Below are 11,663 nucleotides of genomic sequence, written 5' to 3' on the forward strand. Positions count from 1 at the left end.
CCCCGGTCACCGCCGGCGCGACCGGACCCGAACCCACACGACCACGGCCAGGCCGACCGCCACACCCACCGAGGCGATCGCGAACGTCCAGTGCGTCGCCCGGGTCACCTCCGCCGCGCCGGCCGCGGTGACGTCGCCGGCGACGGCGGCGAACACCGCGCCCATCACCGACGCGCCGGTGATCAACCCCAGGTTCCGGGACAGGTTCAGCATCCCCGACACCAGGCCGCGCCGGCCCGCGGTGACGTCCTTCATGACCGAGGTGTTGTTGGCGGCCTGGAACAACGCGTAGCCGGCGGTGACCACGACGAGCGGCAGCACGTACCCCAGGACACCGGCGGAGGCGGGCGTGAGGGCCAGCGCGGCGGTGCCGGCGATCACGCCGCCGAGCCCGACGACGACCGTCGTCCCGGTGCCGAAGCGGTCGGTGGCCCGGCCCGCCGGGATCCCGGTGAGGGCGGCCACCACCGGCCCGGCGGACATCACCAGGCCCACCAGCACCGGGGCCAGGCCGAGCGCCCGCGCCAGGTGGAACGGTCCGACGACGAGCGTGGTCATCATGACCGTCGAGACCAGGGCGCTGGTGGTCAGGCTCGCGGCGAGCGCCGGGTCGCGCAGCAGCGACAAGGACAGCAGGGGCACCGGGACCCGGCGCTCGACCACGACGAACAGCACGAGACCGACCGCGGCGACGACCAGCGCGACCAGCCCGCCGTCGACCGTCATCGCCAGGGCGTACGCGCCGAGGGTGACGGCCAGCAGCGCCGTGCCCGCCGTGTCGAACCGGCGGGGCCCGGCGGCCGGTGCGGAGGCGGGCACCGCCCGGACGACCAGCACCAGCGCGACGACCCCGAGCGGCACGCCGACCAGGAAGATCGCCCGCCAGCCGAAGCCCGCGACCAGGACGCCGCCGAGGGTGGGGCCGAGCGCGGTGCCGATCGCGGACATCGTCCCGAGCAGGCCCATCACCCGGCCGGTGCGGTCCGGCGCGACGGTCTCGCCGACCAGGGCCATGGTCAGCGCCATCATGGCCGCCGCGCCGATCCCCTGCACCGCCCGCGCGGCGACCAGCAGCGGCAGGTCCGGGGCGAGCCCGCACAGCAGCGTGGCCAGCGTGAACACCGCCGTGCCGGCGAGCAGCAGCCGGCGGCGGCCGACCAGGTCGCCGAGCCGGCCCGCGCCGACGACCACCGTCGTGACGGCCAGCACGTAGGCGATCACCACCCACTGGACCTGGTCGAACGACGCGTCCAGCGCGGTGGCGATGTCGGGCAGGGCGACGTTGGCGATGCTGGTGCCCAGCGACGGCAGCACCGTGCACAGCGACAGTGCGGCCGGGGCCCAACTCCGGGTCTTGCCGGGGGCGATCGACGTCATGGGGACTCCAGGTGTTTCGGGGGCGCGCCTCGACGCTAAGTCCGTTCCCGACCTGGCGGAAGGCGCAAATATCGCAAGCAACATGTGCACCGAACGCCAGGTGTGGCAGCCTGGGGCGCATGGCCCGACCCGACCTGAACCTGCTGGCCACGCTCGACGTGCTGCTCGAAGAGGGCAGCGTCACGCGGGCCGGTGAACGGCTCGCGCTCAGCCCGTCGGCGATGAGCCGCGCGCTGGCCCGCCTGCGCCGGGCGACCGGTGACCCGCTGCTGGTGCGGGCGGGTCGCGGGCTGGTGCCGACCCCGCGCGCCCTGGAGTTGCGCGAGCGGGTGCGCGGCCTGGTCGTGGAAGCCGAGGAGGTGCTGCGGCCCGCTGCCCGGCTGGACCTGGCGACGCTGGAGCGGACGTTCTCGCTGCGCGCGAGCGACGGGTTCGTGGAGCGCTTCGGGCCCGGCCTGGTCGCGGAGGTCGGCGCGGCGGCACCCGGCGTGCGGCTGCGGTTCCTCCAGAAGGCCGCGAAGCCCTCGGGGTCGTTGCGCGCCGACGGGGTCGACCTGGACACCGGCGTCCTCGATCAGCCCCCGCTGCCCGACGTGGTGAGCACGCCCCTGTTCACCGACCGGTTCATCGGGGTGGTGCGCGGTGAGCACCCGTTGAGCACCGCAGAGGTGACCGCCGCCCGGTACGCGGCGGCACGGCACGTGCACGTCTCGCGGCGCGGGCTCACCGAGGGCCTGGTGGACCTGGCTTTCGGGTCCGGCGGGCGACGGGACGTCGTGACGGTCGTGGAGGGGTTCGGCGCGGCGCTGGCGCTGGCCCGCGCGTCGGACCTGGTGGCCACCGTCCCGGCGCGCTACACCGAGGTCCTGCGCGCCGGGATGCACCGGTTCGAGCTGCCGTTCCCCGCGCCCGAGGTGACGGTGTCGCTGCTCTGGCACGCCCGGTTCGACGCCGACCCGGCGCACCGGTGGCTGCGCGAACTGGTGCGGGAGGCGACCCGGTGATCGTGACCGCCTCGTCCGACCGGGTCCGGTGCGGCCGGCCGGGAACGCCGCCCGCGCGGCCCGGCCCGCCTCCGGGGCGTGTCAGGATTTCGCGGGTACCGGTACCGGCGGGGAGGCAACCATGGGTGACGAGGACCGGGAGCGGGACCGGCGGGTGGTCGAGGAGTTCCGGGTCGGCGGGGGAGTGGTGGGTGGTCGGCACGCCGGGCGGACCCTGCTCCTGCTGCACCACACCGGCGCGCGGTCGGGCGTCGAGCGGGTCACGCCGCTGACCTTCCGCACCGTCGGCGAGCGGTGGGTGGTCGCGGCGGGCAACGGCGGGCTCCCGGCGAACCCCGCCTGGTACCACAACCTGCTGGCCGACCCGGAGGTCTCGGTGGAGATCGGCACCGAGGCGCACCGGGTGCGCGCCCGGATCGCCGAGGGTGCCGAGCGCGAGGAGCTGGCGGCGCACTTCCGCGCCGCGCCCTCCCGGTTCGCCGCCTTCGAGGAGGCGCTGGAGCGGGTGATCCCGATCGTGGTCTTCGAACCCCGCTGACCACCGCCGAAACACCCCAGTGTGACGGACCGTGTCGAGCCGTGTTCACCCTGTGAGAACCCGGCTACTCCGTGTTGACCCGGCGGTGTGGTCCTGTTGGAGTGACTGACGTGCCGCGAACGACCGTGTTGACCAGGCGCCGGCACGTGGACTTCGTCCGCGTGGCCGCTCAGCGCTGTTGCCCCCGATAGGCCGCAACCCCGTCCACGCTCTGTCCACTCCGGACAGTGCCACGTTCGTCGACCTCCTCTGGAGTCCCACCGTGCCCGAACACCGGGAGCGGGAGCCGCTGAAGTTCGCCTACTGGGTGCCCAACGTCAGCGGTGGTCTCGTCGTCAGCGACATCGAGCAGCGGACCGACTGGTCCTACGACTACAACCGCGAGCTGGCCGTGCTCGCCGAGGACAACGGCTTCGACTACGCCCTGAGCCAAGTTCGCTACCTGGCCAGCTACGGTGCCGCCTACCAGCACGAATCCACCAGTTTCAGCCTCGCCCTGCTGCTGGCCACCCAGCGGCTCAAGGTGATCGCCGCCGTGCACCCGGGGCTGTGGCACCCGGCCGTGCTGGCGAAGTTCATCGCCACCGCCGACCACATCTCCGGCGGGCGCGCGGCGGTCAACGTCGTCAGCGGGTGGTTCAAGGGCGAGTTCACCGCCCTGGGCGAGCCGTGGCTGGAGCACGACGAGCGGTACCGCCGCTCCGAGGAGTTCATCCGGGTGCTGCGGGCGAGCTGGACCGACGAGCCCGCCGAGTTCGCCGGCGACTTCTACCGGCTGCGCGGCTTCGACCTCAAGCCCAAGCCCCTGGCCGTGCCCGGCCGCGCCCACCCGGAGATCTTCCAGGGCGGCAACTCCACCGCCGCGCGCGCCATGGCGGGCCGCGTGTCGGACTGGTACTTCAGCAACGGCAAGGACTTCGACGGCGTCACCGAGCAGGTCGAGGAGGTCACCGCGGCCGCCGGCGGTCGCCGGGTCCGGTTCGGGCTCAACGGTTTCCTGATCGCCCGCGACACCGAGGCCGAGGCCCGCGAGACGCTGCGCGAGATCGTCGCCAAGGCCGACGTCCCAGCGGTGCACGGGTTCCGCGACGCGGTGCGGCAGGCCGGCGGCTCGACCGGCGACCGCAGGGGCATGTGGGCCGACTCGACGTTCGACGACCTGGTGCAGTACAACGACGGCTTCCGCTCCCGGCTGATCGGCACGCCCGAGCAGATCGCCCACCGGATCGTGGAGTACAAGCGCCGGGGTGTCGACTTGCTCCTGCTGGGTTTCCTGCACTACCACGAGGAAGTCGCCTACTTCGGCCGGCACGTGCTGCCGGTCGTCCGCGACCTCGAAGCCTCCCTCGACGCCTCCGCCGCCACCCCCGAGCCGATCGGAGTCCGACCGTGACCACGTCCGCCCAGCACACCTGGACCACGACCCCCGCCACCGCCGACGAGTGGATCACCCGCGCCCGCGAGGTGGCCACGCTGCTGGCCACCGACGCCGTGCAGCGCGACCGCGCCGGGGCCACCCCGCACGCGGAAGTCGCGCTGCTCAAGGACTCCGGGCTGGTCACCCTGCTCGGCCCGGTCGAGCACGGCGGCGGCGGGCAGGACTGGACGACCGCCTACCGGGTGATCCGCGAGGTCGCCACCGGGGACGGCTCGGTCGGCCAGCTCATCGGCTACCACTACCTGTGGTTCTGGGCCGCCCGGCTGGTCGCCACGCCGGAGCAGATCGCCGCCGTGGAGGAGCAGGCCACCCGTGACCGGTGGTTCTTCGGCGGCGCGGTGAACCCGCGCGACGACGACCTGCTGATCGTCGAGGACGGCGACGACCTGGTGTACAACGGCCGCAAGTCGTTCTCCACCGGCGGCAAGGTCTCCGACGTGACCGTGCTGGAAGGCGTGCTGGAGGGCACCGAGAAGCACATCTTCGCGATCGTGCCCTCGCAGCAGGACGGGATCGTGTTCGAGAACGACTGGGACAACCTCGGTCAGCGGCTCACCGAGAGCGGCGGCGTGCGGGTCGAGGGCGTGCGCGTGCCGTGGGCGCAGGCGGCCGGGTACGTGGACAAGGAGTTCACCCCGAAGGTCTACAACACGCTCAACGTGCCGCTGATCCAGTTGGTGTTCACCAACTTCTACCTGGGCATCGCCAAGGGCGCGCTCGCCGTGGCCGCCGCCTACACCCGTGACACCACCCGGCCCTGGCCGTACGCGGTGGACGTGAAGGGCGCCGCCGTCGAGGAGTTCCACGTCCTGGAGACCTACGGCGGTCTCCAGGCCAAGCTGTGGGCGGCGGAAGCGCTCGCCGAGCGCGCCGCCGGGCTGATCGAGGCGATCAACGCCCACCCGGACGAGGTCACCGAGCGGGAGCGCGGCGAGGCGGCGGTGGTCATCGCGGCGGCCAAGGAGCGGGCGATCGAGACCGGGCTGGAGATCGGCACCCGGATCTTCGAGGTGACCGGGGCGCGGGCGACCGCGAACCACGTCGGGCTGGACATCTTCTGGCGCAACATCCGCACGCACAGCCTGCACGACCCGGTGCCGCACAAGCGCGCCGAGATCGGCCGGTACGCGTTGCTGGGCGAGATCCCGGCGCCCACCTGGTACACGTGACCCGGCGCTGACCGGGCCCCTTGACCTCGCCAGGTTTGTGATGCAAACCTGTCTGCACCACAGAGGCCATGGGGGAGTGCACGATGTCCGACGCGGGGACCGCCGGTCTGCTCGACGAGATGAGCAGCCTGCGCAAACGGACCAGGCGGGAACGGCGGGGCTACTGGTTCCCGCTGCTGGTGTTCGGGCTGCTCACGCTCGGCGCGATCCCGTTGATGCGGCAGTTCGACTGGGAGAACTCGCCGACCAGGCGCTGCGACCACCACCCGGACGGGCGGGTCAGCAGTTGCTCGGACCAGCCGCCCGACACCGCGTTCGAGGTGCCGGGGTTCGGCCGGGTCGACCCGCTGGCGGTGTTCAACAGTGGGTTCATCGGGGGGATCGCCCACCCCCTCGCGCTCGGGCTCTACTGGCTGGGCGTCCTGGTCCTGGGCTTCCTGGCCACCGTCTGGTGGTACCGGTGGCGGGCCGCCCGGGTCGGCGTGGAGACGTCGACCCGGGCCTACGCCCAGGTCACGCTGTACGGGCTGGCGGTGCTGCTGCTGGTGCCGCTGATCAGCGCGGTGACCGGCCGGTCGATCCGGCTCAGCCACTGGGAGCAGCGGTTCGGCAGCGTGGCGCTCGTGCTGCTCTCGCTCGGCGCGGTGCTGGTCGCGATGCGGCTGTCGAAGGCCGACCGCGCCCCGTCGCGGCGGCGGCGCGTGCTGGGCGGGGTCGCGGTGGCGTTCACCGTGCTCGTCGTCGCGACCCTCGCCGCGGCCACCATCGACAAGACCGGCGGCCTGATGCTGATCGCCATCGGCCTGCTCACCCTGGCGGTGCTGGAGCGCAGCGCGTGGTGCACGGTGGTCGCCGTCGCGTTCACCGGTGTCACCCTGCTGGCGAACATCTCCTACATGGGTACGATCTTCTACCGCCTGAACTGGGAGATCGGTCCGCGTGACACCAACCTCCTGTTCAACGGCAAGGACGTGGTGCTGCCCGGGGCGGTGCTGATCATCGGGGGAGTGGTGGCGCTGGTCGGGCAGTGGTGGACGAGCAGGTCCGGGCGGACCGGGTGAGCGAGCAGCACCCGACCACCGGGCTGGACGACGTCGTCCACCAGCGCCACCGGCTCGGCATCCTGACCATCGCGGCCGAGGCCGAGCGGGTCGAGTTCGGCTACCTCCGGTCCACCCTGGACCTGACGGCGGGCAACCTGTCCCGGCACATCACCGTGCTGGAGGAGTCGGGCCTGGTCCAGGTGGACAAGGGCTACGACGGCCGCCGGCCCAAGACGTGGGTCCGCATCACCGGCGTGGGCCGCACCGCGCTGACCAACGAGATGGCCGCCCTGCGCGCGCTGCTCACCCGGCACGAGGAGAGCCCGGCGGGCTGAGCGGGCGGGGGAACCGCCCCCGCCCGTCACCTGCTACCTCACCCGCACGGTGTCAATCGCACGGTGTCAACCGCGCAGGGTCAACCGCACAGGGCAGCCGCGACGACCTTGTACTCGGCGTCCCGGATCTTCTGGTTCGCGGTCGGGTCGACGAAGTCGTAGCGGCCGTGGTTCTCCGACATCGCGACGCGCTTCGCGCCGTCCAGCGTGCTGTACATGTAGGTGGTGAAGCCCTGCACGCCGCCGGTGTGCCCGACGCCGAAGCAGCCCGGCGCGAACTCGTGCACCTCCAGCCCGAGGCCGTAGCCGTCGTTGCCCGAGGTCGTCCGGGTGGTGCGCATCTCGGCGAGCAGGCGCGGCGGCAGCAGTCGGCCGCCCAGCAGCGCCCCCAGGAAGCGGTCGAGGTCCGCCGTGGTGGAGATGATCTCGCCGGCGGGCCCGGCCCACGACGGGTTCTGCCGGGTCACGTCGACCGTGGTCAGCCGGCCGCCGTCCTGGTAGCTGTGGTAGCCGTGCGCGGTGCGGCCGGGGATCTCCGTCCGCGTGCCGGGCAGGCTGGTGTCGCGCAGCCCCAGCGGCTTGAGGATCCGGCGCTCGACCTGGCTCGCGTACGACGTGCCGGTCACCTTCTCGATCAGCAGCCCGGCCAGCAGGTAGTTGGTGTTGGAGTAGGAGAACTCCTCGCCGGGCGGGAAGAGCGCGGGCTTGGTCAGCGCGAACCGGACCAGCTCGTCGGACCGGTAGGTGCGGAACCGGTCGCCGGCCCACTGCTTGCCGAACAGGGGGATGCCGGCCTCGATCGTGCCGTCCGCCCGGGGCGAGCCGGTGTAGTTGAACAGGCCGGTGGTGTGCTGCAACAGCATCCGCACGGTGATCCGCCGGTCCAGGCCGTAGCGGGGCAGGTGCCGGGCGACCGGCTCGTCCAGCTCCACCCTGCCCTCGCCCACCAGTTGCAGCACGACGGTGGCGGTGAACGCCTTGGTGGTGCTGCCCGCGCGGAACCGGCCGGTGGTCGACGGCTCGGCCGACTCGCCCAGCTCCCGCACGCCCGCGTTGCCGGTCCACCCGCCCCGGCGGTCGTGCACGCGCAACTGGACGCCGGCGATCCCGGTCGTCACCAGCTCGCCGACGGCCTGGCGCAGCGGTTCGCGGGCGGGCGCGGCCTGCGCGGACCCGGCCGCTGCCGTGCCGACCAGACCGGCGAGCAGCGCTCCGGCCACCACGGCGGCTCCGGTCCGGCTCTTGTTCGAAACCACGGACGTTCCTCCTCGGTAAAGGCACTCTTGCCTTGCCGAGAACGCTAGGGACGGCGGCGCGCGGTCGAAATCTCGCGGACGCCCCACCTCCGGTAGTGCGGGCACTACCGGGCGGTCACCCCTGCGCGGTCACCGCTTCCGGCGGCGCAGGAGGTAGGTGTCCATGATCCAGCCCTTGCGCTCGCGGGCCTGCTCGCGCAGCGGCGGGATGGTCTTGGCGACCTCGGTCAGCGGCCCGGCCGCGATGAGCTCGTCGGGCGTGCCGAGGTACGCGCCCCAGTAGAGGTCCAGGTCGGGGTCGTCCAGCCCGGTGAACGCGCAGTGCGCGTCGAGCATGACCACGACGTCGTCCACGTCGTCGGGGAACCCGTCGGCGGCCAGCCTGCGACCGGTGGTGACCAGCACCGGGGCGCCGATCTGGTTCAGGCTGATCCGGTGCGCCGCCACCAGCGCCGACACGCTGCTGACCCCCGGCACGACCGTGTAGTCGAACTCGACGTGCCCGCGCCGGCGCACGTCCTCGATCACCGCGATCGTGTTGTCGTACAGCGTCGGGTCGCCCCAGCACAGGACCGCGCCGACCTGGCCGTCGCGGAGTTCGTCGCGGAACAGCCCCTCGTACAGGTCTGCCCGCCGCCCGTGCCACTCGGCCACCGTCTCCCGGTAGTTCGCCGGCGTCCGGTCGCGGTCCGCGTCCACCGCGCGGACCACCCGGTAGCGGGGCTGCGCGACGTACCGCTCCAGGATCGCCAGCCGGGCGTCCACCAGGTCCTTCTTGGCGTCTCCCTTGTCCAGCAGGAAGAACACGTCGACCTCGTTGAGCCGGTTGACCGCCTGGACGGTGATGTGCTCGGGGTCTCCCGCGCCGATGCCGATGAGGTGGATGGTCCGCATGGGTGGCAGTCTCCCACGCACCCGCCCGGCGACCGCCGTCCACAGTGGAAGCGGCGACCGGGATCACGCCCGCGCGCCGGGGCGGACGCGGGTCCGCCGGGAGCCGTCCGGGCAGGTGGGCGACCTGACGCGGCCGCACCTCCGGGGACGGGGTTCATCCGACGGTGGGCGCACGACACCCGACTGGGCCAGTGCCGACGGTCTCCGCCGCTGCGAGACTCGGGCGATGACCGAGCTGCCGGACATCCTCTCGCCGGAGTTCGCCGCCGACCCGTACTCCGCCTACCGCGTCCTGCGCGAACGCGCCCCGCTGCTCTACCACGAGGCGACGCGGAGCTGGCTCGTGTCGCGGTGCGAGGACGTCGAACGGGGCCTGCGGGACCCGGTGTTCACCAACGAGAACTACGAGTGGCAGGTCGCCCCGGTGCACGGGCGCACGATGCTGGAGATGGGCGGTCGGGAGCACGCGGTGCGCCGCGCGCTGGTCGCGCCCGCGTTCCGGGGCACGTCGCTGGAGCAGAAGTTCCGGCCGGTCATCGAGCGCAACGCGCGGGTGCTCGTCGACGGGTTCCGGCGCGCCGGCCGGGTGGAGCTGATCTCGCAGTTCGCCACCCGCTTCCCGATCAACGTCATCGTGGACGTGCTCGGCCTCGACCAGGCTGACCACGACCGGTTCCACCGCTGGTACACGTCGGTGATCGCGTTCCTGGGCAACCTGTCCGGCGATCCCCGGGTGACCGAGGACGGACTGCGCACCCGCGAGGAGTTCGCCGCCCACCTGATCCCGATCGTCCGGCGACGGCGGCGCGACCCGGGCGACGACCTGCTGTCCGCGTTGTGCCAGGCGGAGGTCGAGGGCACCCGGATGTCGGATGAGGACGTCAAGTCGTTCTGCTCGCTGCTGCTCACCGCCGGCGGCGAGACGACGGACAAGGCCGTCGGGTCGGTGATGCGCAACCTCCTGCACCACCCGGAGCAGCTGGCGGCGGTGCGCGCGGACCGCTCGCTGGTGGAGCGGGCGTTCGCCGAGTCGCTGCGGTACACGCCGCCGGCGCACATGGTCATGCGGCAGACCGCCGCCGAGGTGGAACTGGCCGGCGGCGTGATCCCGGCGGGCGCGACGGTGACGTTCCTGCTCGCCTCGGCCAACCGGGACGGCGCGCGCTACGCCCGCCCCGACGAGTTCGACCTGTTCCGCGCCGACCTCGCCGTCGACCGCGCGTTCTCCGCCGCCGCCCGCCACCTGTCCTTCGCGCTGGGGCGGCACTTCTGCGTCGGCGCGCTGCTGGCGAAGGCGGAGGTCGAGGTGGCGGTGGGCCACCTGCTCGACGCGATGCCCGACGCCCGCTTGGCGCCGGGTTCCCGGGCGGAGGAACGCGGGATCTTCATGCGCGGCCCGGCCGAGCTCCAGGTCGAGTTCACCCCGGCCTGAGCCGGGCGGCCGCCGGTCGACCGGTGACCGGGCCCCGCCCGGCGACCGCGTGCGGGCCGCCGGGCGGGGGACGTCGTCACGGGTGCCAGAGCACGTCCATCATCACGGGCAGCTCACGGCCGATGCCGTTGCGCGCCACGCAGTCGATCCAGTGGCCGCAGTCGTACTCGACCATCCAGCTGTTGGAGATCCCGTTGGCCAGCAGGTGCTGGTGGAACTCGTAGGTCAGCCGGTGCGCCTGCTGCTCCAGCGGGTCGTCGTGCCGGGTGCCCGCGTACAGCACGGTGTGCACGCCGCTCAGGCCGCCCACCCGGTGCCACGGGTTGTTGAAGCCCCACGACCCGTCCCACGGCGCGCCGTACGGCCCGTCGAGCGGGAGTCCCTTCTGCACCAGGGGAGCGGTCACGGCGGTGCGCATCCGCTGGTCTTCCAGGTTGTAGCCGCCGGACATGCCGATCGCCATCCGGAACAGCCAGGGGCGGTGCGTGGCGTGCCGGATCGCGACGAAGCCGCCCATCGAGAAGCCCGCGATCGCGCGGCCCTCGCGGGCCTGGATGGTGTTGAGGTTCTGGTCCACCCACGGGATCAGCTCGTCGAGGTGGAACCGGTCCCACTGCTGCGCGCCCGCCGACTGGTTGACCCAGTTCGTGCCCCAGCCCGCCCAGCCGGCCTCGGCGGCGACGGTGATGATCGGGTACCCGTGGGTGACCTCCTCGATGTTCGCCTCGCGGTGCCACGCGCCGGGGCTCTGCGCCCGCCCGTGGTAGAGGTAGAGCACCGGGTAGGCGACGTTCGGGTTGTAGTCCGACGGCAGCGTGATGATCACGTCGTGGTAGGTCCACGCCAGGGCCCGGGTGTCCACCGAGTTGGTGTGGATGTTGACCACGTAGGTGCGCGGTGTGGTCTGCATGACGTTGCGGACCTCGATGCCGTGCCCGGAGCTGAACCCCGGCAGCGCGGCGGCGGTCCCGGTCGTGGCGACCGCGGTGGTGAGCAGGGTCGCCAAGAGCGCGAGCACCAGCGTGAACGCGCGTCGACGGTGGGTGGAACGTTTCACAGGATGTCCTCCGCTAGGTCGGCGGCCGCGAGGGGCCGGGCGACTCCAGGGGGCGAAAGGCCTGGTGCGTGCGAACGGCATCGGCTTACTCCCCAGTAGCCTCGTGTACGGGCAGTAGCG

General features: G+C 72.7%; 11 protein-coding genes. 7 read left to right on the forward strand and 4 right to left on the reverse strand.

Going from position 1 to position 11,663, the window contains the following annotated elements:
* Positions 1–6: 6 nt before the first annotated feature.
* Positions 7–1,377 carry an MFS transporter gene (locus tag BN6_RS16995; RefSeq protein ID WP_015100917.1) on the reverse strand — a complete coding sequence of 457 codons (1,371 nt, stop codon included), beginning with the start codon at positions 1,375–1,377 and terminating at the stop codon, positions 7–9.
* A 119-nt stretch (positions 1,378–1,496) separates the two neighbouring features.
* Between BN6_RS16995 and BN6_RS17000 the strand changes: the two genes are divergently transcribed.
* The 6 genes from BN6_RS17000 (at position 1,497) to BN6_RS17025 (ending at position 6,904) form a co-directional block, all read left to right on the forward strand.
* Positions 1,497–2,381, forward strand: coding sequence for a LysR family transcriptional regulator (locus BN6_RS17000; RefSeq protein WP_041313006.1), 885 nt, complete (start codon positions 1,497–1,499; stop codon positions 2,379–2,381).
* A 121-nt stretch (positions 2,382–2,502) separates the two neighbouring features.
* Complete coding sequence (locus BN6_RS17005; protein WP_015100919.1) at positions 2,503–2,919, forward strand: nitroreductase/quinone reductase family protein; 417 nt, start codon at positions 2,503–2,505, stop codon at positions 2,917–2,919.
* Between the two features lie 262 nt (positions 2,920–3,181).
* Positions 3,182–4,312: a dimethylsulfone monooxygenase SfnG gene (gene sfnG, locus BN6_RS17010; protein ID WP_015100920.1), complete on the forward strand. Its 1,131-nt coding sequence runs from the start codon at positions 3,182–3,184 to the stop codon at positions 4,310–4,312.
* Entirely contained in the window at positions 4,309–5,526 is a 1,218-nt protein-coding gene (locus BN6_RS17015) for an acyl-CoA dehydrogenase family protein (protein WP_015100921.1), read from the forward strand. Before sfnG ends, BN6_RS17015 begins: the two co-directional genes overlap by 4 nt.
* Before the next feature lie 83 nt (positions 5,527–5,609).
* A complete protein-coding gene (locus BN6_RS17020) occupies positions 5,610–6,587 on the forward strand; it encodes a hypothetical protein (protein WP_015100922.1) in 978 nt (325 codons plus the stop codon).
* Complete coding sequence (locus BN6_RS17025) at positions 6,557–6,904, forward strand: transcriptional regulator (RefSeq protein WP_173430492.1); 348 nt, start codon at positions 6,557–6,559, stop codon at positions 6,902–6,904. Before BN6_RS17020 ends, BN6_RS17025 begins: the two co-directional genes overlap by 31 nt.
* Positions 6,905–6,984: 80 nt before the next feature.
* Here BN6_RS17025 and BN6_RS17030 read toward each other — a convergent pair whose 3' ends face one another.
* Together BN6_RS17030 and cobF are read right to left on the reverse strand one after the other, a co-directional pair.
* A complete protein-coding gene (locus BN6_RS17030; protein ID WP_041313013.1) occupies positions 6,985–8,160 on the reverse strand; it encodes a serine hydrolase domain-containing protein in 1,176 nt (391 codons plus the stop codon).
* 129 nt (positions 8,161–8,289) lie between these two features.
* A complete protein-coding gene (gene cobF, locus BN6_RS17035) occupies positions 8,290–9,054 on the reverse strand; it encodes a precorrin-6A synthase (deacetylating) (protein WP_015100925.1) in 765 nt (254 codons plus the stop codon).
* Between the two features lie 226 nt (positions 9,055–9,280).
* Here cobF and BN6_RS17040 point away from each other — a divergent pair, with 226 nt between their 5' ends.
* Complete coding sequence (locus BN6_RS17040) at positions 9,281–10,486, forward strand: cytochrome P450 (RefSeq protein ID WP_041313016.1); 1,206 nt, start codon at positions 9,281–9,283, stop codon at positions 10,484–10,486.
* A 76-nt stretch (positions 10,487–10,562) separates the two neighbouring features.
* On the opposite strand, the gene BN6_RS17045 is transcribed toward BN6_RS17040, so the two are convergent.
* Positions 10,563–11,543: an alpha/beta hydrolase gene (locus BN6_RS17045; protein WP_051075614.1), complete on the reverse strand. Its 981-nt coding sequence runs from the start codon at positions 11,541–11,543 to the stop codon at positions 10,563–10,565.
* Positions 11,544–11,663: the final 120 nt, after the last annotated feature.

This window comes from Saccharothrix espanaensis DSM 44229 (genome assembly GCF_000328705.1).
In the GTDB taxonomy this organism is placed as follows: domain Bacteria; phylum Actinomycetota; class Actinomycetes; order Mycobacteriales; family Pseudonocardiaceae; genus Actinosynnema; species Actinosynnema espanaense.

Excerpts from the sequence above, each read along its gene's own strand:
- BN6_RS16995 (WP_015100917.1), bottom strand. The coding sequence starts at position 1,377 with ATGACGTCGATCGCCCCCGGCAAGACCCGGAGTTGGGCCCCGGCCGCA.
- BN6_RS17000 (WP_041313006.1), top strand. The coding sequence starts at position 1,497 with ATGGCCCGACCCGACCTGAACCTGCTGGCCACGCTCGACGTGCTGCTC.
- BN6_RS17005 (WP_015100919.1), top strand. The coding sequence starts at position 2,503 with ATGGGTGACGAGGACCGGGAGCGGGACCGGCGGGTGGTCGAGGAGTTC.
- BN6_RS17020 (WP_015100922.1), top strand. The coding sequence starts at position 5,610 with ATGTCCGACGCGGGGACCGCCGGTCTGCTCGACGAGATGAGCAGCCTG.
- cobF (WP_015100925.1), bottom strand. The coding sequence starts at position 9,054 with ATGCGGACCATCCACCTCATCGGCATCGGCGCGGGAGACCCCGAGCAC.
- BN6_RS17040 (WP_041313016.1), top strand. The coding sequence starts at position 9,281 with ATGACCGAGCTGCCGGACATCCTCTCGCCGGAGTTCGCCGCCGACCCG.